At 54.6% G+C, this 20,705-nt stretch carries 23 protein-coding genes; all 23 read left to right on the top strand.

Translation table 11 applies throughout. The features are described from left to right. The first annotated feature begins 111 nt into the window (after positions 1-111). The 23 genes from rpoB (at position 112) to rplF (ending at position 20,695) form a co-directional block, all read left to right on the top strand. A complete protein-coding gene (gene rpoB, locus GH975_RS09910; RefSeq protein ID WP_153714372.1) occupies positions 112-4,206 on the top strand; it encodes a DNA-directed RNA polymerase subunit beta in 4,095 nt (1,364 codons plus the stop codon). Positions 4,207-4,227: 21 nt separating this feature from the next. After that, on the top strand, positions 4,228-8,433 hold the full coding sequence (rpoC, locus tag GH975_RS09905; protein WP_153714371.1) for a DNA-directed RNA polymerase subunit beta': 4,206 nt from the start codon (positions 4,228-4,230) through the stop codon (positions 8,431-8,433). Positions 8,434-8,562: 129 nt separating this feature from the next. After that, positions 8,563-8,937 (top strand): 30S ribosomal protein S12, encoded by a 375-nt coding sequence (rpsL, locus tag GH975_RS09900; protein WP_153714370.1) that lies wholly within the window; start codon positions 8,563-8,565, stop codon positions 8,935-8,937. 92 nt (positions 8,938-9,029) lie between these two features. Then, positions 9,030-9,500 carry a 30S ribosomal protein S7 gene (rpsG, locus tag GH975_RS09895; protein ID WP_153714369.1) on the top strand — a complete coding sequence of 157 codons (471 nt, stop codon included), beginning with the start codon at positions 9,030-9,032 and terminating at the stop codon, positions 9,498-9,500. A gap of 66 nt (positions 9,501-9,566) precedes the next feature. Beyond that, positions 9,567-11,672 (top strand): elongation factor G, encoded by a 2,106-nt coding sequence (gene fusA / locus GH975_RS09890; RefSeq protein ID WP_153714368.1) that lies wholly within the window; start codon positions 9,567-9,569, stop codon positions 11,670-11,672. Positions 11,673-11,699: 27 nt separating this feature from the next. After that, positions 11,700-12,890, top strand: a complete 1,191-nt coding sequence (gene tuf / locus GH975_RS09885) for an elongation factor Tu (protein WP_153714367.1) — start codon at positions 11,700-11,702, stop codon at positions 12,888-12,890. Positions 12,891-13,105: 215 nt separating this feature from the next. Next, entirely contained in the window at positions 13,106-13,417 is a 312-nt protein-coding gene (gene rpsJ / locus GH975_RS09880; protein WP_153714366.1) for a 30S ribosomal protein S10, read from the top strand. Positions 13,418-13,533: 116 nt separating this feature from the next. Continuing rightward, the gene (rplC, locus tag GH975_RS09875) at positions 13,534-14,172 is read left to right on the top strand and encodes a 50S ribosomal protein L3 (protein WP_153714365.1); all 639 of its coding nucleotides are present in this window, start codon (positions 13,534-13,536) and stop codon (positions 14,170-14,172) included. Between the two features lie 12 nt (positions 14,173-14,184). After that, entirely contained in the window at positions 14,185-14,790 is a 606-nt protein-coding gene (gene rplD / locus GH975_RS09870; RefSeq protein WP_153714364.1) for a 50S ribosomal protein L4, read from the top strand. After that, positions 14,787-15,080: a 50S ribosomal protein L23 gene (rplW, locus tag GH975_RS09865; protein WP_153714363.1), complete on the top strand. Its 294-nt coding sequence runs from the start codon at positions 14,787-14,789 to the stop codon at positions 15,078-15,080. The genes rplD and rplW overlap by 4 nt, the downstream gene beginning before the upstream one ends. Before the next feature lie 10 nt (positions 15,081-15,090). Beyond that, on the top strand, positions 15,091-15,918 hold the full coding sequence (gene rplB / locus GH975_RS09860; protein ID WP_153714362.1) for a 50S ribosomal protein L2: 828 nt from the start codon (positions 15,091-15,093) through the stop codon (positions 15,916-15,918). 12 nt (positions 15,919-15,930) lie between these two features. Further along, entirely contained in the window at positions 15,931-16,212 is a 282-nt protein-coding gene (gene rpsS, locus GH975_RS09855) for a 30S ribosomal protein S19 (protein WP_153714361.1), read from the top strand. Positions 16,213-16,215: 3 nt separating this feature from the next. After that, the gene (gene rplV / locus GH975_RS09850; protein ID WP_153714360.1) at positions 16,216-16,551 is read left to right on the top strand and encodes a 50S ribosomal protein L22; all 336 of its coding nucleotides are present in this window, start codon (positions 16,216-16,218) and stop codon (positions 16,549-16,551) included. 11 nt (positions 16,552-16,562) lie between these two features. Continuing rightward, a complete protein-coding gene (rpsC, locus tag GH975_RS09845) occupies positions 16,563-17,261 on the top strand; it encodes a 30S ribosomal protein S3 (protein WP_153714359.1) in 699 nt (232 codons plus the stop codon). Between the two features lie 14 nt (positions 17,262-17,275). Further along, complete coding sequence (gene rplP, locus GH975_RS09840; RefSeq protein WP_153714358.1) at positions 17,276-17,689, top strand: 50S ribosomal protein L16; 414 nt, start codon at positions 17,276-17,278, stop codon at positions 17,687-17,689. Then, a complete protein-coding gene (rpmC, locus tag GH975_RS09835) occupies positions 17,689-17,877 on the top strand; it encodes a 50S ribosomal protein L29 (RefSeq protein WP_153714357.1) in 189 nt (62 codons plus the stop codon). The genes rplP and rpmC overlap by 1 nt, the downstream gene beginning before the upstream one ends. A gap of 10 nt (positions 17,878-17,887) precedes the next feature. Further along, positions 17,888-18,151: a 30S ribosomal protein S17 gene (gene rpsQ / locus GH975_RS09830; protein ID WP_153714356.1), complete on the top strand. Its 264-nt coding sequence runs from the start codon at positions 17,888-17,890 to the stop codon at positions 18,149-18,151. A gap of 13 nt (positions 18,152-18,164) precedes the next feature. Then, entirely contained in the window at positions 18,165-18,533 is a 369-nt protein-coding gene (gene rplN, locus GH975_RS09825; protein ID WP_153714355.1) for a 50S ribosomal protein L14, read from the top strand. 1 nt (position 18,534) lies between these two features. Further along, the gene (rplX, locus tag GH975_RS09820; RefSeq protein ID WP_153714354.1) at positions 18,535-18,849 is read left to right on the top strand and encodes a 50S ribosomal protein L24; all 315 of its coding nucleotides are present in this window, start codon (positions 18,535-18,537) and stop codon (positions 18,847-18,849) included. A 39-nt stretch (positions 18,850-18,888) separates the two neighbouring features. Next, complete coding sequence (gene rplE / locus GH975_RS09815; protein ID WP_153714353.1) at positions 18,889-19,428, top strand: 50S ribosomal protein L5; 540 nt, start codon at positions 18,889-18,891, stop codon at positions 19,426-19,428. 10 nt (positions 19,429-19,438) lie between these two features. Continuing rightward, a complete protein-coding gene (gene rpsN, locus GH975_RS09810) occupies positions 19,439-19,744 on the top strand; it encodes a 30S ribosomal protein S14 (RefSeq protein WP_153714352.1) in 306 nt (101 codons plus the stop codon). Between the two features lie 12 nt (positions 19,745-19,756). After that, positions 19,757-20,152 (top strand): 30S ribosomal protein S8, encoded by a 396-nt coding sequence (gene rpsH, locus GH975_RS09805; protein ID WP_153714351.1) that lies wholly within the window; start codon positions 19,757-19,759, stop codon positions 20,150-20,152. 9 nt (positions 20,153-20,161) lie between these two features. Next, positions 20,162-20,695 carry a 50S ribosomal protein L6 gene (gene rplF / locus GH975_RS09800; RefSeq protein ID WP_153714350.1) on the top strand — a complete coding sequence of 178 codons (534 nt, stop codon included), beginning with the start codon at positions 20,162-20,164 and terminating at the stop codon, positions 20,693-20,695. Positions 20,696-20,705: the final 10 nt, after the last annotated feature.

The raw sequence follows: 20,705 nt of genomic DNA, 5'->3' as shown, positions 1-20,705 counted from the left end.
CGTCTTTATTACAGTTGGATACGGACAGGGCGTTTAGCGCGTTGTCCGTATCCCGCTAACGGGATAGTCCCATTCGGATTAACAGTCCGGCAACTTGAGCAGAGGCACTAGATGGCTTACTCGTATACCGAAAAGAAGCGCATTCGCAAAGACTTCAGTAAATTGCCCCAGGCAATGGAAGTACCACCACTGTTGGCCATTCAGGTCGAGTCTTATCGTAAATTTTTAGAATCGGGTGGTGTTTCCGACACCAGCGAGAGTGGCTTGGACGCCGCTTTCAAATCGGTTTTCCCGATCAAAAGCGTTTCAGAAAACGCGGTACTGGAATATGTAAGCTACCGACTGGGTACGCCCGGTTTTGACGAAAAAGAATGCATCTTGCGTGGTGATACTTTCGCCGCGCCGTTGCGTGTGAAAACTCGCTTGGTCATCTACGACAAAGAGAGCAGCACCCGCGCGGTCAAAGACATTCGCGAAGAAGAAGTGTACATGGGCGAAATTCCGCTCATGACTGAAAACGGCACCTTTATTATCAACGGTACTGAGCGCGTTATCGTGTCGCAGTTGCACCGTTCACCGGGCGTCTTTTTTGAGCACGACAAAGGCAAGACCCACTCGTCTGGCAAATTGCTGCACAGCGCGCGCGTCATTCCTTACCGTGGTTCATGGTTGGACTTCGAGATGGATCCTAAGGATCTGGTCTTCGTCCGCATTGACCGCCGTCGTAAGTTGCACGCCTCTATCTTGTTGCGCGCCATGGGCATGTCAGACAAAGAAATCCTTGGGCATTTCTTCGAAAACATTCAGTTCAAGCTGCTCAAAGGCGGCGCGAACATGGAATTGGTTCACGACCGCCTGCGTGGCGAGACGCTGAATTTCGATTTGACCGACAAGGCCGGCAAGGTCCTGGTTGAAGCCAGCAAGCGTATTACTGCTAAGCACGTCCGTGATCTTAAGAAAGCTGAGGTCAATACCGTCTCGGTCCCGGATGAGTACCTGCTGGGTAAGGTGATTGCGGATGACCTGGTCAATAAGTCAACCGGCGAGTTGGTTGCAAGCTGTAACCAGCCGATTACCGCTGAGCTGTTGGGTGCAATGCGCGAAGCCAAGGTCACCAAGTTCGAGTGTATTTACACTAACGAACTGGACCAGGGTGCGTTCATTTCTGACACTATGACGGCTGACCCGACCCGCGATTTGCCGGGTGCGATGGTCGAAATCTACCGCATGATGCGTCCCGGCGAGCCGCCGACGGACGAGTCTGCCAAGAAGCTGTTTGACGGCCTGTTCTTCGATGGCGATCGCTACGACTTGTCAAAAGTCGGACGGATGAAATTCAACCGTCGCGTCGGTCGTGCTAAGGCATCCGGTGGTGATGTTGATACCGGCGAGATGGTCCTGAATAAGGACGATATCCTGGCGGTGTTGAAGACCTTGATCGAGATTCGTAACGGCAAAGGCCAGGTCGATGACATCGATCACCTGGGTAACCGTCGCGTGCGTTGTGTTGGCGAAATGGCGGAAAACCAGTTCCGCGTCGGTTTGGTTCGTGTCGAACGTGCGGTTCGTGAGCGCCTGTCACAGGCTGAAAGCGAAGGCTTGACGCCGAAAGACCTGATCAACGCGAAGCCGGTCGCGGCCGCGGTTAAAGAATTCTTCGGCTCCAGCCAGTTGTCGCAGTTTATGGACCAAAACAACCCCTTGTCGGAAGTGACGCATAAGCGTCGTGTTTCAGCATTGGGGCCGGGCGGTTTGACGCGTGAGCGCGCAGGTTTTGAAGTGCGTGACGTTCACCCGACCCACTACGGCCGTGTTTGCCCGATTGAAACACCGGAAGGCCCGAACATTGGTTTGATCAACTCATTGGCGACCTACGCGCGCACCAACGAGTACGGCTTCTTAGAAAGCCCGTACCGTAAAGTGGTCGACGGCGTTGTGACCAATGAAATTGAGTACCTGTCGGCGATCGAAGAAGCCGAGCAAGTGATTGCTCAGGCATCGGCGACGATGAACGAACAAAACGAGCTGACCGACGAGTTGGTTCAGGTTCGTTTTGACAACGAATTTACGGTTCAGCCGCCTGAGCGTGTGACCTACATGGACGTCAGTCCGCGTCAGGTTGTATCTGTGGCAGCCTCGTTGATTCCGTTCCTGGAACACGATGATGCTAACCGAGCCTTGATGGGCTCGAACATGCAGCGTCAAGCCGTACCGACCCTGCGTGCTGAAAAGCCGTTAGTCGGTACCGGTGTAGAAGGCACTGTGGCCGCTGACTCGGGGGTCTGCGTCGTTGCCCGTCGTGGCGGCACCATTGAACGGGTTGATGCGTCGCGTATCGTGGTCCGTGTAAATGATGACGAAACCACCATGGGTGAAGCCGGCGTCGACATTTATAACCTGACCAAATACACGCGTTCTAACCAGAACACCTGTATGAACCAGCGCCCAATCGTTCAGCCGGGTGCTGCGATTGCTCGTGGTGACATTTTGGCTGACGGTCCGTCGGTTGACCTGGGTGAGCTGGCGTTGGGCCAGAACATGCGTGTCGCCTTCATGCCGTGGAACGGTTACAACTTCGAAGACTCGATTCTGATCTCGGAGCGTGTCGTTCAAGAAGACCGTTTCACCACGATTCACATTCAGGAACTGACTTGTGTCTCACGTGACACCAAGCTAGGTTCCGAAGAGATCACCTCGGACATTCCTAACGTGGGCGAATCGGCCCTGGCTAAGTTGGACGAGACCGGTGTGGTTTACATCGGCGCCGAAGTTCAGGCCGGTGATATCTTGGTCGGTAAGGTAACGCCTAAGGGCGAAACCCAACTGACGCCGGAAGAAAAGCTCCTGCGTGCGATCTTTGGCGAGAAAGCCAGCGATGTTAAAGACACCTCGCTGCGCGTCGGCGCCGGTGTCAAAGGCACCGTTATCGACGTCCAGATCTTTACCCGCGACGGTATCGAGAAAGACGAACGGGCCAAGCAAATCGAAGCCGGTCAGCTGGACGAAGTTCGCAAGGACTTGAACGAAGAATTGCGCATTGTAACCTCGGATGCGGTATCACGTTTGGTGACCATCTTGGACGGGGCTGCGGTGGTATCTGGCGCTGGACTCAAGCGCGGTTCGGCACTGACACGCGAAATCCTGGAAGGCTTGCCCAGCGGCGATATCTTCAAGGTTCGGGTTAAAGATGACGAGCTCAATTCGCAGATCGAACAGTCTGAAAACCAGTTGGCCGAGCTGAAAGCTAAGCTTGATGAACGCTTTGAAGACAAGCGCGGCAAGCTGTCCACGGGTGATGATTTGGCGCCGGGCGTACTCAAGATCGTTAAGGTCTACGTCGCCGTCAAGCGTCGCATCCAGCCGGGTGACAAAATGGCAGGTCGCCACGGTAACAAAGGTGTTATCTCGGTCATTATGCCCGTCGAAGATATGCCCTTTGATGAACACGGTGAACCCGTCGACGTGGTCTTGAACCCGCTCGGTGTTCCGTCGCGTATGAACGTCGGTCAGGTTTTGGAAACTCACCTTGGGTGGGCAGCTAAGGGGCTGGGTCGTAAGATCGGCGCGATGCTGGAAGCCAAAGCTGAGATCAACAAGCTGCGTGAGTTCCTGGACCAGGTGTACAACAAGTCAAATGAGGCCATTCGTCACGAAGACTTGGACAGCTTCAGCGACAACGAAATTCTCGAGCTGTGTAAAAACCTTAAGGGCGGTGTTCCGACTGCGACGCCGGTATTTGACGGCGCCAAAGAACAAGAAATTAAGAACCTGCTGCGTTTAGCGGATTTGCCGGACAGCGGTCAGTGCACACTGTTTGACGGTCGCACCGGTGAGTCCTTCGACCGTCCGGTCACCGTCGGTTACATGTACATGTTGAAGTTGAACCACTTGGTTGACGACAAGATGCACGCCCGTTCGACCGGTTCTTACTCCTTGGTTACACAGCAGCCGCTGGGTGGTAAGGCTCAATTCGGTGGCCAGCGCTTCGGTGAGATGGAAGTCTGGGCATTGGAAGCGTACGGCGCGGCTTACACCTTGCAGGAAATGCTGACGGTTAAGTCGGACGACGTAAACGGCCGTACCAAGATGTACAAAAATATTGTCGATGGGGACCATCAGATGGAGCCGGGTATGCCCGAATCCTTCAACGTATTGGTCAAAGAAATTCGCTCGCTTGGTATCAACATCGAGCTGGAAAGCGACTAAGGCTACCCAGGAGATTAAACTATGAAAGATTTGATGAATCTGTTGCGTCAACAGGGTGCCAACAACGAGTTCGATGCGATCCGCATCGGCCTCTCTAGCCCCGCGGAAATTCGCAGCTGGTCGTTTGGCGAAGTTAAGAAGCCCGAAACCATCAACTACCGTACCTTCAAGCCTGAGCGCGATGGTCTGTTCTGTGCCCGAATCTTTGGGCCGGTCAAGGACTACGAGTGCCTGTGCGGTAAGTACAAGCGTCTGAAGCACCGTGGTGTGATCTGTGAAAAGTGTGGCGTTGAAGTCACCTTGGCTAAGGTACGCCGTGAGCGCATGGGCCACATCGAGCTGGCGAGCCCCGTGGCTCACATCTGGTTCTTGAAGTCGTTGCCCTCGCGCATCGGCTTGATGCTGGACATGACGCTGCGTGACATTGAGCGCGTGCTGTACTTCGAAGCTTACATGGTCACCGATCCGGCCCTGACTAGCCTCAGCGCAGGTCAGGTCCTGAGCGAAGAAGAGTACTACCAGCTGGTCGACGAAGAAGGCGAGGAATTCACCGCCTTGATGGGCGCTGAAGCGATTCAGCAGTACATGATCGATATGGACCTGGATGCGGAAATCGCGCAGCTGCGCGAAGAGCTCGAGAGCACGGGCTCTGAGACCCGCATCAAGAAGATCGCCAAGCGCTTGAAGCTGCTGGAAGCCTTCCAGCAATCGGGCAACCGTCCTGAGTGGATGATCATGGAAGTGCTGCCGGTACTACCGCCGGATTTGCGTCCGTTGGTGCCGCTGGATGGGGGGCGCTTTGCGACCTCGGATCTTAACGATCTGTACCGCCGTGTGATCAACCGTAACAACCGTCTTAAACGTCTGCTTGAGTTGCGTGCGCCTGACATCATCGTTCGTAACGAAAAGCGAATGTTGCAGGAATCGGTCGACGCGCTGTTGGATAATGGCCGTCGTGGCCGCGCCATTACAGGCTCTAACAAGCGTCCGTTGAAGTCACTGGCTGACATGATCAAGGGTAAGCAGGGTCGTTTCCGTCAGAACTTGTTGGGTAAGCGAGTCGATTACTCCGGCCGTTCTGTGATCGTGGTCGGGCCTAGCCTGAAGTTGCACCAGTGTGGTCTGCCCAAGAAGATGGCGCTTGAACTGTTCAAGCCCTTCATCTACAGCCGTCTGGAAGCACAGGGACTGGCGACCACCATCAAGATGGCCAAGAAAATGGTCGAGCGCGAAACCGCAGAAGTCTGGGATATCCTGGCTGACGTGATCCGTGAACACCCGGTCTTGTTGAACCGAGCGCCGACGCTGCACCGTTTGGGCATTCAAGCGTTTGAACCCTTGCTGATTGAAGGCAAGGCAATTCAGCTGCACCCGCTGGTGTGTGCGGCCTATAACGCCGACTTTGACGGTGACCAAATGGCGGTTCACTTGCCGTTGACCATCGAAGCACAGCTCGAAGCGCGTGCGCTAATGATGTCGACCAACAACGTGTTGTCGCCGGCCAACGGCGAGCCGATCATCGTGCCCTCACAAGACGTGGTCTTGGGTCTGTACTACATGACTCGTGAACGTTTCGACGCCTTGGGCGACGGTATGAAGTTCGCGTCGACGGACGAAGTGGCGCGTGCCTACGGCGCTCGTAAGGTTCACCTTCAGGCCCGTGTCAGCGTCCGTATCTTGGACGTTAATATTGACCTGGAAGGCAACCGTACTGAGGGCGTTCGCATGGTCGACACCACGGTCGGTCGTGCCTTGCTGTCGAACATCCTGCCGGTTGGTTTGGGCTACGACTTGGTCAACCGCGACATGACTAAGAAAGCCATTTCGTCGTTGATCAACGAATGCTACCGCCGCGTCGGTTTGAAAGACGCGGTCATTTTTGCTGACCAACTGATGTACACCGGTTTTGCCTACGCCACGCGCTCGGGTTCATCGATCGGTGTTAACGACTTCGAGATCCCGGATGCCAAAGCACAGATCGTGGGCGAAGCCGAAGAGCAAGTGAAAGAGATCGAGCAGCAGTACGCATCCGGCTTGGTAACCCAAGGTGAGAAGTACAACAAGGTGGTCGATATCTGGGCGCGTGCTAACGACATGGTTGCCAAAAAGATGATGGAGCGTATCGGTAAAGATATCGCCATCGACAAAGACGGCAACGAAGTCGAACGTCCTAGCTTTAACAGCGTCTTTATGATGGCTGACTCGGGCGCTCGAGGCAGCGCGGCGCAGATTCGTCAGTTGGCGGGTATGCGTGGTTTGATGGCACGTCCGGACGGTTCGATTATCGAAACGCCGATTACGGCTAACTTCCGTGAAGGTTTGTCGGTACTGCAGTACTTCATCTCGACCCACGGTGCGCGTAAAGGCTTGGCCGACACCGCATTGAAAACGGCAAACTCGGGTTACTTGACACGTCGTTTGGTTGACGTGGCACAGGACATGGTCATCACGGCGCTGGATTGTGGTACCGAGCACGGTGTCGAAATGACACCCTTGATCGAAGGCGGTGACGTGGTCGTTCCCTTGGCACAGCGTGTACTGGGTCGTGTCGTCGCCGAAGACGTTGCCGATACCGGCACGGGCGAAGTGGTCTTCGAACGCGGTACGCTGCTAGATGAAACCAGTGTTGCGCGCCTTGAAGGCATGGGCGTTGACCGTGTCTTGGTGCGCTCGCCCATCGTGTGTGAGGAATACCACGGTATTTGTGCCGCTTGTTACGGTCGTGACCTAGGCCGTGGCCACCAGGTCAACGTCGGCGAGTCGGTCGGTGTTATTGCCGCGCAGTCCATTGGTGAGCCGGGTACCCAGCTGACCATGCGTACCTTCCACATTGGTGGTGCAGCAAGCCGAGCGTCGGCTGCCGACCGCATCGAAGTGAAGCACGGCGGTACGATTAAACTGATCAACCTGAAAACGGTAGAGCGTGAAGACGGCAACCTGGTTGCGGTGTCACGTTCCGGCCAGCTGGTTATTACCGATGTTCAGGGACGCGAGCGCGAAGCTTACAAGCTGCCGTATGGCGCTATAATTTCGGGCAAAGAAGGCGCCACGGTTGAAGCCGGCGCGCCGGTCGCGACTTGGGATCCGCACACGCACCCCTTGATCACAGAGAAGGGCGGTGTCGTTCGCTTCCAGGGCATGGAACAGGGCATCACCATTAAGGTCCAGACTGATGACCTGACGGGTATGAGCATGATCGAAGTGCTGGACGGCAAAGACCGGCCGGTGGCTGGTAAAGACATCAAGCCCCTGATTCAGCTGTACGCACAGGACGCCAAAAAGTCTGACGAGCCGATTGCACAGTACCAACTGCAAGGCGGCGCGTTGGTCTCGCTGTCGGATGGTGACATTGTCGGTACCGGTGCGGTTATCGCCCGTATGCCGCAGGAAGGCTCGAAGACGCGTGACATCACCGGTGGTTTGCCGCGTGTTGCTGACTTGTTCGAAGCGCGTCGCCCGAAAGGTGCCGCGATTCGTGCCGACATCAGCGGTATCGTCAGCTTCGGTAAGGAAACCAAGGGTAAAAACCGCTTGGTGATCTCGCCCACCGATGGCAACGAACCCGTCGAACGTTTGATTCCGAAAGAGCGTCAGCTCAGCGTTTACGAAGGTGAAGAAGTGGCTAAGGGTGACATCGTCGCCGATGGCCCGACCGATCCTCATGACCTGTTGCGTTTGTTGGGTGTTAGCGAGCTGGCTCGTTACATCACCAACGAGATCCAAGAGGTTTATCGCCTCCAGGGTGTTGTGATCAACGACAAGCACATTGAAGTCATCATCCGTCAGATGCTGCGTAAAGCGGAGATCACGGACTCGGCTGATTCCAAGTTGATCACCGGTGAAACCGTTGAATTCCAGGACGTTAAGCGTGTTAACGCAGGCTTGGTCGGTAACGAAAAGTACCCGGCTAAGTTTGAGCGTCTGTTGCTGGGTATCACCAAAGCATCGCTGGCAACGGAGTCGTTTATTTCGGCGGCATCGTTCCAGGAAACGACGCGTGTATTGACCGAGGCTGCCGTCACCGGCAAGCGCGATCCGTTGCGTGGCTTGAAAGAAAACGTGGTCGTGGGTCGTTTGATTCCGGCCGGTACTGGTTTGGCTTACCACGCAGAGCGCAAGCGCAAGCGTGGCGCCGAGCAGGCCGAAAGTAATTCAGGCGGTGTTACCGCGGCGGAAGTCGCGGCGGCATTGGCCGAAGAAATCGGGGATTTGACCGGCGGCCTATAAGCCTCGGTCGGCCGACCGACCGTTGCCCTTGGGTTGACGGTCGGCTGGTCAGTCTCTACTATGCGCGCCTCGGTAAAACCGTCAAACGGTGGCCGAGGCGTATTTTTGAATGGCAGGAGTCCAATATTAATGGCAACCATTAACCAGTTGGTTCGCAAGCCCCGTAAGCGCAAGGTCCAGAAGACCGACGTGCCTGCGTTGCAAGCGTGCCCCCAGCGTCGTGGTGTGTGCACTCGCGTATACACAACGACACCTAAGAAACCTAACTCAGCACTGCGTAAAGTATGTCGTGTGCGTTTGACCAACGGGTTCGAAGTTACTTCGTACATCGGCGGTGAAGGCCACAACCTACAAGAGCACTCAGTGGTTCTGATTCGCGGCGGTCGTGTAAAAGATTTGCCGGGTGTTCGTTACCACACAGTTCGCGGAACCTTGGATGCGTCGGGTGTTTCCGATCGTCGTCAGGGCCGTTCTAAGTACGGTGCTAAACGCCCTAAGGGGTAATCCCCCTTTAGTAAATTTAATCCAGTCTTCCTGCGAAGGCTGAAAGTAAGGCCCGGGTTAATTACCGGGGTCCCTGAAAAAAGGAAATAAAGATGCCAAGACGTCGCGTCGCCGCCAAGCGGGAGATCCTGCCTGATCCTAAGTTTGGTAGCCAACAACTAGCTAAGTTCATCAACCATGTCATGGTGCATGGTAAAAAATCAGTCGCCGAGAAAATCGTATACGGCGCTTTGGACCGAGTCCAAGAGCGTTCGGGCAATGACCCGCTAGAAGTATTCGCAAGCTCTCTGGAAGCCATCCAGCCGTCGGTCGAGGTTAAGTCTCGTCGTGTCGGTGGTGCGACTTACCAGGTGCCGGTCGAAGTTCGCCCGAGCCGTCGTACTGCCTTGGCAATGCGTTGGTTGGTGGACTTCTCACGTAAGCGTGGCGAGAAGAGCATGGAATTGCGTCTTGCTGGCGAAATGATGGATGCGGTCGAAGGTCGTGGCGCTGCTGTTAAGAAGCGCGAAGACGTCCACCGTATGGCTGAAGCGAACAAGGCGTTCTCGCACTTCCGCTTCTAATCGGCCATTGAAAAGGCGCGGCACAGCAATGTGCGGCGCCTTTCCCCCTTTATTGGAGAGACTAACGTGGCACGTACCACCCCAATTAGTAAGTACCGCAACATCGGTATTGCGGCCCACGTAGACGCGGGTAAAACCACGACTACCGAGCGCATCCTGTTTTACACAGGCATCAGCCACAAGATCGGTGAAGTTCACGACGGCGCGGCGACCATGGACTGGATGGCACAGGAGCAGGAGCGAGGTATTACTATTACTTCGGCTGCGACTACGACCTTCTGGGCCGGTATGCAGCAGCAGTTCGATCAGCACCGCATCAACATCATCGACACCCCGGGTCACGTTGACTTCACGATCGAAGTAGAGCGCTCCATGCGCGTACTTGACGGCAGTGTGGTTGTATTCTGTGCTTCCTCAGGTGTTGAGCCGCAGTCTGAAACCGTTTGGCGTCAGGCTGACAAGTACGGCGTTCCGCGTATTTGTTTCGTCAACAAGATGGATCGTGATGGCGCAGACTTTATGCGTGTCGTCGGTCAGATCCGTAAGCGCTTGGGCGCCACTGCGGTTCCGATCCAGTTGAACGTGGGTTCTGAAAAAGAATTCAAGGGCGTCATCGATTTGGTCAAAATGAAGTTCATCGCGTGGAGCGAGGACGACATGGGTGCCACCTTCGAATACGAAGAGATCCCGGCTGACATGGTTGACGAGTGCGAGCAATTGCGCGAAGAGATGATGGAAGCGGCGGCTGAAGCTAACGACGAGTACATGGAAAAGTACCTCGAAGAAGGCACCTTGACCGAAGAAGAAATCAAGTTGGGTTTGCGTGAGCGTACCCTGCGCCAGGAAATCGTTCCTTGCTTGTGCGGTAGCGCATTCAAGAACAAGGGTGTCCAGGCAGTGTTGGACGCGGTCATCGAATACTTGCCCGCTCCGACTGACGTCAAGGCGATCACCGGCTTGGTTGACGACGAAATCGAAGAAGTTCGTGAAGCCGCTGACGAAGCACCTTTTGCTGCGTTGGCCTTCAAAATCGCAACCGACCCCTTCGTCGGTACGCTGACGTTCTTCCGTGTCTACTCTGGCGTCCTGAACTCAGGCGACGGCGTTTACAACTCGGTTAAGAGCAAGAAAGAGCGTGTCGGCCGTATGGTTCAGATGCACGCCAACACCCGTGAAGAAATCAAAGAAGTTCGTGCCGGTGATATCGCCGCTGCGGTCGGTCTGAAAGACGTCACCACGGGCGACACCTTGTGCGCACTGGACAAGCCTATCGTGCTTGAGCGTATGGAGTTCCCTGAGCCCGTGATTAGTGTCGCGGTTGAGCCGAAGTCCAAAGCTGACCAGGAAAAGATGGGTATCGCGTTGGGCAAGTTGGCCCAGGAAGATCCGTCGTTCCGCGTCAAGACTGACGAAGAAACTGGCCAGACGATCATCTCGGGTATGGGTGAATTGCACCTCGATATCTTGGTTGACCGTATGCGTCGTGAATTCAGCGTCGAAGCGAACATCGGTGCACCCCAGGTTTCTTACCGTGAGTGCATCCGTGACGCCGTCGAAGTTGAAGGCAAGTTCGTACGCCAGTCAGGCGGTCGCGGTCAGTACGGTCACGTTGTGATCAAGCTGGCTCCGCTGCCCTTGGACGGCGAAGAAAACTTCGAATTCGTCAACGAAATCGTCGGTGGTGTAGTTCCCAAGGAATACATCCCTGCGGTATCGAAGGGTATCGAAGAGCAAATGAAGAACGGTGTCTTGGCCGGCTACCCCTTGTTGGGTGTTCAGGCGACCTTGATCGACGGTTCTTACCACGATGTCGACTCTAACGAGATGGCCTTTAAGGTTGCCGGCTCTATGGCAATGAAGAAGGGCGCTCTGCTGGCAAACCCTGCCGTGCTTGAGCCCATCATGAAAGTTGAAGTCACAACGCCCGAAGAAAACATGGGTGACGTGATTGGTGACTTGAACCGTCGTCGCGGTTTGGTCAGTGGTATGGATGACGGCGTTAACGGTATTAAAATCGTGACTGCTGAAGTTCCTCTCGCTGAAATGTTTGGTTACGCGACTGACCTGCGTGGTTTCACGCAGGGTCGTGCGTCGTACAGCATGGAGTTCACTAAGTACGCGGAAGCGCCGAACTCAGTGGCTGACGAAATCATTAAAAAGAACAACGGTTAATTCCGTTCCAATATTGGGAGCCTAATCATGGCAAAAGCTACTTTTGAACGTTCCAAGCCGCACGTAAACGTCGGCACCATTGGTCACGTTGACCACGGTAAAACTACACTGACAGCGGCATTGACTCGCGTATGCGCGGAAGTTTTCGGCGGCGAAGCGCAAGCATTCGACCAGATCGATAACGCACCTGAAGAGCGTGAGCGTGGTATTACCATTGCAACGTCGCACGTAGAGTACGAAAGCACGATTCGTCACTACGCCCACGTTGACTGCCCCGGCCACGCCGACTACGTCAAGAACATGATCACCGGTGCTGCCCAGATGGACGGCGCGATCTTGGTCTGTTCAGCTGCTGACGGCCCGATGCCTCAGACGCGCGAGCACATCTTGCTGTCACGTCAGGTCGGTGTTCCTTACATCGTCGTGTTCATGAACAAAGCGGACATGGTCGACGACGAAGAGTTGTTGGAACTGGTCGAGATGGAAATTCGTGAATTGCTAGACCAGTACGAATTCCCGGGTGACGACACGCCGATCATCATCGGTTCTGCACTGAAGGCTTTGGAAGGCGACACGTCTGACATCGGTATGCCCGCAGTACAGAAGTTGGTAGAGACGCTGGACACGTACATTCCTGAGCCTGAGCGTGCGGTAGATCAGCCGTTCTTGCTGCCGATCGAAGACGTGTTCTCAATCTCGGGTCGTGGCACGGTTGTCACGGGTCGTGTTGAGCGTGGCATCGTAAACGTTGGTGACGAGCTGGAAATCATCGGCATCGCGGACACCACCAAGACCACCTGTACGGGTGTTGAAATGTTCCGCAAGCTGCTTGACGAAGGTCGTGCAGGCGAGAACGTTGGTGTCTTGCTGCGTGGTACTAAGCGTGACGACGTTCAGCGTGGTCAGGTTCTGGCTAAGCCGGGCACGATCAAGCCTCACACTGAGTTCACTGCGGAAGTATACGTATTGAGCAAAGACGAAGGTGGCCGTCACACGCCGTTCTTCAAAGGCTACCGTCCGCAGTTCTACTTCCGTACGACTGACGTGACTGGCGCTTGTGAGCTGCCTGAAGGCGTTGAAATGGTCATGCCGGGTGATAACATCCAGATGACCGTGACGCTGATCGCACCGATCGCAATGGAAGAAGGCCTGCGTTTCGCGATTCGCGAAGGTGGCCGTACCGTTGGCGCAGGTGTTGTCGCTAAAATCCTGAACTAATTTGATGCGGCTGGGCTCACGGGCCCGGTCGTTGAAATGTTCAGTGGGGCCTTCGGGCCCACAAAGAAGCCCTGGCAATCGCCGGGGCTTTTTTATGCCTCGCGTTGCCCGGCGTATTACGCCTTGACGTTACCTCTTCGTCCCTCTAATATTCGCGCTCCCATTTTCCGGGTGCACTTTCGTGCCCAGAGAATTTACTAGGAGTAAACGCAGCGATGCAGAACCAAAAGATCCGCATCCGTCTGAAAGCGTTTGATCACCGTTTGATCGACGCCTCAGCACAGGAAATCGTAGACACGGCTAAGCGCACTGGCGCCCAAGTCAATGGCCCGATTCCTCTGCCGACGCGTAAAGAGCGTTACACCGTTCTGGTTTCACCGCACGTCAACAAAGACGCGCGCGATCAGTACGAAATGCGGACTCATAAGCGGATGCTCGACATTATCGAGCCCACTGACAAGACCGTAGACGCCCTGATGAAGCTCGATCTGGCAGCAGGCGTAGATGTTCAAATTAGCCTCGGCTAGTTAACAAACCAACCCGCCGAAAACCGGGCGGACGTTGGCGACAACCGGTGCGTGTGTAGAACCGAAAGGGCCATAGCGGGTTAAAGCCCCGTATGCAGGCGGAATGGAGATAGCAAATGGCTATTGGATTGATCGGCCGTAAGGCTGGTATGACTCGGGTGTTCACCGAGGAGGGCGTATCAGTGCCCGTGACTGTTATTGAGGTAACGCCTAACCGCGTAGCTCAGGTCAAAACTGATGAAACTGACGGCTATGCAGCTGTTCAGGTCACTGTAGGCGAACGTCGTTTGTCTCGTGTTTCCAAGCCCGTCCAGGGTCACGTCAACAAGAATGGCGTGCAAGTGGGTCGTGGATTTTGGGAAATGCGTGCCGAAGGCGAAGAATTGCCGGCTGTGGGCTCTGAATTGACTGTAGCGGCGTTTGAAGCAGGCCAGAAAGTCGACGTGACGGGTCAGTCAAAGGGTAAGGGTTTCCAGGGCGCGATTAAGCGTTGGAACTTCTCTATGCAAGACGCCACTCACGGTAACTCTTTGAGCCACCGTGCCCCGGGTTCTATTGGTCAGTGCCAAACCCCCGGTCGCGTATTCAAAGGCAAGAAAATGGCTGGTCACATGGGTGCTGAGCGCGTTACGACTCAGTCTCTCGAGATCATTCGTGTAGACGCAGAGCGCAATCTGCTGTTGGTCAAGGGCGCAGTGCCCGGTGCTAACAACGGTGACGTTTTGGTCACACCTACCGTTAAAATCAAGCGCTAATAGGAGTCGACGATGGAAATTCAAATCGCCGGCGGCGGCGCACAACAAGTTTCAGACGACGTGTTTGGTCGCGACTTCAATGAAGCGCTGATCCACCAGGTTGTTACTGCATTCATGGCAGGTGCTCGTCAGGGCACTAAAGCACAGAAGACTCGCTCTGATGTGTCTGGCGGCGGCAAGAAGCCGTGGCGTCAGAAAGGTACTGGCCGCGCTCGTGCCGGCACCATCCGTAGCCCGATCTGGCGCAGCGGTGGTGTGACCTTTGCTGCACGTCCGCGTGACCATGAGCAAAAAGTTAACCGTAAAATGTACCGTGCTGCAGTTCGTAGCATTTTGTCTGAGTTGGTCCGTCAGGATCGTCTGATCGTTGTGTCTTCAATGGAATTGGCTGAAGCCAAAACCAAGTTGATGGCAGCGCGTTTGGCTGAGCTCGGCTGTAATCGTGGTGCATTGATCGTCACCGAAGACCTAGACGCGAACGTGTTCTTGGCTGCTCGCAACATTCCTTACGTGACTGCGGTCGACGTAGCGGGTGTTGATCCTGTCAGCTTGATCGGCTTCGACAAGGTCATCATGACCGTGGACGCTGTGAAGCGCATCGAGGAGAAGCTGGTATGAACAACGAACGTCTGTACCAAGTGATCGTCGCACCGCACATCTCTGAGAAGGCTACGTTGATCGCTGAAGCGAACAACCAGTACACCTTCAAGGTGTCGCCCGACGCCACTAAGCGCGAAATTAAGTTGGCCGTCGAGCAGTTGTTCGAAGTCACGGTTCTTCGCGTTAACACTGTGAACATCAAGGGCAAGACTAAGCGTACTGCGCGTGGTTTTGGTAAGCGCAACGACATCCGCAAGGCGTACGTGACCTTGGCCGAAGGCCAAGAGATCGAGCTGGGCGGCGAATAAGGGAAGTAAAATGCCTGTAATTAAGACTAAACCTACTTCTCCGGGCCGTCGTCACCTTGTCAAAGTGGTTCATCCCCACTTGCACAAGGGTGCTCCGTACGCGCCTTTGCTAGAGAAGAAAAACAAGACCGGTGGTCGTAACAACCAGGGTCGTATCACAACACGTCACGTGGGCGGCGGTCACAAGCACCACTACCGTGTTGTCGATTTCAAGCGCAACAAAGACGGGATTCCCGGCAAAGTTGAGCGTATCGAATACGATCCTAACCGTAGCGCACACATTGCGTTGGTTTTGTACGCAGACGGCGAGCGCCGTTATATTCTGGCCCCCAAGGGTGTGTTCGCTGGCGACTCTGTTCGCAGTGGTGTTGACGCTCCCATGAAAGCCGGCTCGTGCTTGCCGATTCGCAACATCCCCGTGGGTTCAACGATCCACAACATCGAAATGCGCCCCGGTAAGGGTGGCCAGATCGCACGTTCAGCGGGCACCAGTGCTCAGCTAGTGGCGCGTGAAGGTGCGTACGCAACCGTACGTCTGCGTTCCGGTGAGATGCGTCGTATTCCTGTGGAATGCCGTGCAACCCTGGGTGAAGTGTCTAACTCAGAACACAGCTTGCGTCAGTTGGGTAAGGCCGGTGCTTCGCGCTGGCGTGGTATCCGTCCGACGGTTCGTGGTGTTGTGATGAACCCTGTCGACCACCCTCACGGTGGTGGTGAAGGTCGTACTTCAGGTGGCCGTCACCCGGTTACGCCTTGGGGTGTTCCGACCAAGGGTTACAAGACGCGTTCTAACAAGCGCACCGATAAATTCATTGTCCGCCGTCGCGGCCAGAAATAAGGAGAGAGATAGATGCCTCGTTCTCTACGTAAGGGACCGTTCATCGACCTTCACCTTCTTAAGAAGGTCGAAACGGCGAGCGAAGCTAATGACAAGCGTCCGGTTAAGACCTGGTCGCGTCGTAGCATGATTATTCCGACCATGGTCGGTCTGACAATTGCTGTGCACAACGGCAAGCAGCACGTACCGGTGTTCGTAACCGAAGAAATGGTTGGTCACAAGCTCGGTGAGTTCGCACCTACGCGTACTTACCGCGGTCACGCGGCTGACAAAAAAGCCAAGAAGGGACGCTAAGCCATGACAGAAGTAGCAGCAAAGCTAAGTGGTGCTCGGATGTCGGCGCAAAAGGCACGTTTGGTAGCTGATCAAATTCGCGGTAAGCGCGTTGATCAGGCTCTGGACATCCTGTCTTTCAGCACCCGCAAAGGCGCAGCCATTGTGAAGAAGGTGCTCGAGTCCGCAGTTGCGAACGCCGAGCATAATGAAGGCAAAGACATCGACGACTTGAAGGTGTCTACCATTTTCGTTGACGAAGGTATGACTATGAAGCGTATCCGTCCCCGTGCCAAAGGCCGTGCGGATCGGATTCTTAAGCGTTCATGTCACATCACCGTCAAGGTTTCGGAAATTTAAGGAGCGTTTGCATGGGTCAGAAAGTACACCCGACCGGCATTCGGCTCGGAATCGTCAAGGACCACCAGTCTGTATGGTATGCAGACAAGTCTAAGTACGGCGAAACCTTGTTGAGTGACCTGAAAGCCCGAGCATTTTTGCTCGAGAAATTAAAAGCAGCTCAGGTGAGCGGCGTGCGTATTGAGCGTCCTGCGGCTAACGCCAAGGTCACAATCGCAACGGCTCGTCCTGGCATCGTAATCGGCAAGAAAGGCGAGGACATCGAAGTCCTGCGCAAAGAATTGGCGAAGATGATGGGCGTGCCCGTTCAGATCAACATTGAAGAAGTTCGCAAGCCTGAATTGGATGCGGCTCTGGTTGCTCAGAACATCGCCGGCCAGCTTGAGCGTCGCGTTATGTTCCGTCGTGCTATGAAGCGCGCGGTCCAAAACGCAATGCGTCTAGGTGCGGAAGGTATTCGTGTGCAGGTTGGTGGTCGTTTAGGCGGCGCTGAAATTGCACGGACAGAGTGGTACCGCGAAGGTCGTGTGCCCTTGCACACACTGCGTGCGGATATCGATTACTCCACGGCTGAAGCTGCGACTACTTACGGCATCATCGGCATCAAAGTGTGGGTCTTCAAAGGCGAGGTTCTCGGTGGCATTCAAGCCGTTCGTGACCAGGCCGCGGCAGCTCAGCGCCGTGACGCCGCCAAGAAGAACGGACGTTAAGGAGTTATACGGAAATGTTGCTACCAAAGCGGATGAAATACCGCAAAATGCAGAAAGGCCGTAACCGCGGCCTGGCACAGCGCGGCAGTAAGGTTAGCTTCGGCGAGTTTGGTTTGAAGTCATTGAGCCGCGGCCGTATGACCTCACGTCAGATTGAAGCCGGTCGTCGTACGATCACTCGTAAAGTGAAGCGTGGCGGTAAGTTATGGATTCGGGTTTTCCCCGACAAGCCCATCACCCAGAAGCCCCTAGAAGTACGTCAGGGTAAAGGTAAGGGTAACGTCGAGTACTGGGTCGCACAGATCCAGCCCGGTCGTGTTTTGTATGAAATTGAAGGCGTAACAGAAGAAGCCGCCCGTGAAGCATTTACGCTCGCGGCCGCTAAGCTTCCTTTTGAAACCACCTTCGTCAAGCGGACGGTAATGTAATGAACGCAGTCGAACTTCGTGAGAAGGACGTTGCTGCTCTGACAGACGAGCTGATGAACCTCCGCAAGGAGCAGTTTCAGCTGCGTCTACAGAAGGCAACCGGGCAGTTGGGTCAAACCCACCTGCTGAAGCTAACCCAGCGCGAAATCGCCCGGGTTAAAACCATCATTGCTGAGAAGCAAGGCTAAGGAGACAGATATGACAGAGCAAACTACCGCTCGGACCCTGTCCGGCCGCGTTGTCAGCAACAAAATGGACAAAACCATCGTTGTCATGATTGAGCGCAAGGTTAAGCACCCCTTGTACGGCAAGATCATTAAGCGCAGCACAAAAGTGCATGCACACGACGAAAACAATGATTGCAACATCGGTGATTTGGTCACTGTGGTCGAGTCTCGTCCGCTGTCCAAAACCAAGAGCTTTGCTCTGGTCAACATCGATGAACGTGCGGTCCAGGTCTGAGGAGACAATTTAGATGATCCAGACTGAATCCATGCTCGACGTAGCCGACAATTCCGGCGCGCGTCGTGTACAATGTATTAAGGTACTCGGCGGTTCACACCGTCGTTACGCCAGCGTAGGCGACATCATTAAAGTTACTGTGAAGGAAGCAATTCCTCGCGGTAAGGTCAAGAAAGGCCAGGTGATGAATGCGTTGGTCGTACGGACTAAGAAAGGCATCCGTCGTCCTGACGGTTCGCTGATCCGTTTTGATGGCAATGCGGCGGTTATTTTGAACGCCAACAACGCGCCCATCGGTACCCGTATTTTTGGACCCGTGACTCGTGAACTGCGTAGTGAGCAGTTCATGAAGATCATTTCATTGGCACCGGAGGTGCTCTGAGATGGCTGCGAAAATTAAACGCAACGACGAAGTAATCGTGCTAGCTGGCAAAGATAAGGGCAAGCGCGGAAAGGTTTTGGTAGTTCGCCCTGACGGACGTTATGTCGTCAGTGGGATCAATATGATCAAGAAGCACCAGAAGCCTAACCCGCAAGCTCAACAAGCCGGTGGCATCATTGAAAAAGAAGCCCCCATACAGGCTTCAAATGTGGCGATTTTTAACCCCACGAGCGGCAAAGCCGACCGTGTGGGCTTCACTGTAGCTGAGGACGGCACGAAATCTCGTGTGTTCCGCAGCAACGGCGAAGCAATTTAAATCGCTTTTTATAAACGCCTAAGAGCAGGAAACTAAGCCATGGCGCGATTGAAAGAATTCTACAAAGAGAAGGTTATTGCTTCCTTGGTAGAGGAATTCGGGTACTCAAACCCGATGATGGTTCCGAAAATCACCAAAGTCACCCTTAACATGGGTGTCGGTGAGGCAGTGAACGACAAGAAATTGATTGAAGCGGCATACGCTGACATGACCTTGATTGCTGGCCAAAAGCCGGTTGTCACTAAGGCTCGTAAGTCAGTCGCCGGCTTCAAGATCCGTCAGGGCTGGCCGATCGGTTGCAAGGTCACATTGCGCGGTGCGCAAATGTGGGAATTCCTTGACCGTTTGATCAGCTTGTCAATTCCCCGTATTCGTGACTTCCGTGGTCTGAGTGGTAAAGCATTCGACGGCCGTGGTAACTACGCAATGGGCGTCAAGGAGCACATCATGTTCCCCGAGATTGACTACGACAAGATCGACAAAATCCGTGGTATGGACATTGTCATTACCACTAGCGCGAACACCGACGACGAAGGTCGTGCGTTGTTGGCGGCGTTTAACTTCCCGTTCCGTAAGTGAGGCTATAGAAATGGCTAAGACTTCAATGATTCAACGCGAAATCAAGCGGGAAAAAACGGTCGCTCGTTACGCCGCTAAGCGTTTGGCTTTAAAAGCCACTATCAAGAACCCCGAGAGCACAGAAGAGCAAGTGTGGGAAGCTCAGCAGTCACTGCAAAAGCTACCCCGCGATGCTTCACCGGCCCGTCAGCAGCGTCGCTGTCAGATCACCGGTCGTCCTCACGCGGTTTACCGTAAATTTAAACTCAGCCGAATCAAGCTGCGCGAAGCCACCATGCGTGGCGAAGTGCCTGGCCTGAAGAAAGCTAGCTGGTAAGGGGCGAATCACATGAGTATGCAAGATCCTGTAGCAGACATGCTGACTCGCATCCGTAACGCACAGATGGCCAAGTTGCCGACTGTTGCGATGCCGAGCAGCACGCTGAAAGTCAACATTGCCCAAGTTTTGCTCGATGAAGGTTTCATCGGCAGCGTGGACGTGGCGGCTGAAGGCGCGAAAAAAACGCTGAACATCACTTTGCGTTACCACGAAGGCCAGGCCGTGATCCAAGAGATCAAGCGCTTTAGCCGTCCTGGTTTGCGTCAGTACAAAGGTTCCCAGTCGTTGCCCAAAGTGGCTAGCGGTTTGGGTGTGTCTATCGTCTCTACGTCGAAGGGTGTCATGACAGATCGTCAAGCACGCGCCGAAAACGTCGGCGGCGAAGTTCTCTGCACCGTATTCTAAGGAGTCGTTATGTCACGGGTAGCTAAATCTCCCATTAACGTCCCCAACGGCGTGACTGTGTCTCTGGCAGGTCAGGCGGTGACGGTTAAGGGTACTAAAGGCGAACTGGTCATGCAGGTCAACGACCTGGTTGAAGTGAAGTTCGAAGACAGCGTGGTTACATTCGCGCCGAAAAACGAAACAATAGCAGGCTGGGCGCAAGCCGGCACTGCTCGCGCAATCGTTAACAACATGGTTGAAGGTGTAGCGAACGGTTTCGAAAAGAAACTGCAGCTCATCGGTGTCGGTTACCGCGCACAAGTTCAAGGCAGTGCTATCAACCTGACTTTGGGCTTTTCACACCCGGTTGTTTACCAATTGCCGAATGGCGTGACCGCTGAATCACCCAGCAACACAGAATTGGTTTTGCGCTCTGCTAACAAGCAGTTGCTCGGCCAATGTGCTGCTGAGATTCGCGCTTACCGTAAGCCTGAGCCCTACAAGGGCAAAGGTGTTCGCTACGCTGACGAACACGTTCGTCGCAAAGAAGCCAAGAAGAAGTAAGGGGGCTGAC

It is taken from the genome of Litorivicinus lipolyticus, assembly GCF_009650135.1.
GTDB lineage: Bacteria > Pseudomonadota > Gammaproteobacteria > Pseudomonadales > Litorivicinaceae > Litorivicinus > Litorivicinus lipolyticus.
This window is presented reverse-complemented; position numbering and strand designations above follow the sequence as displayed.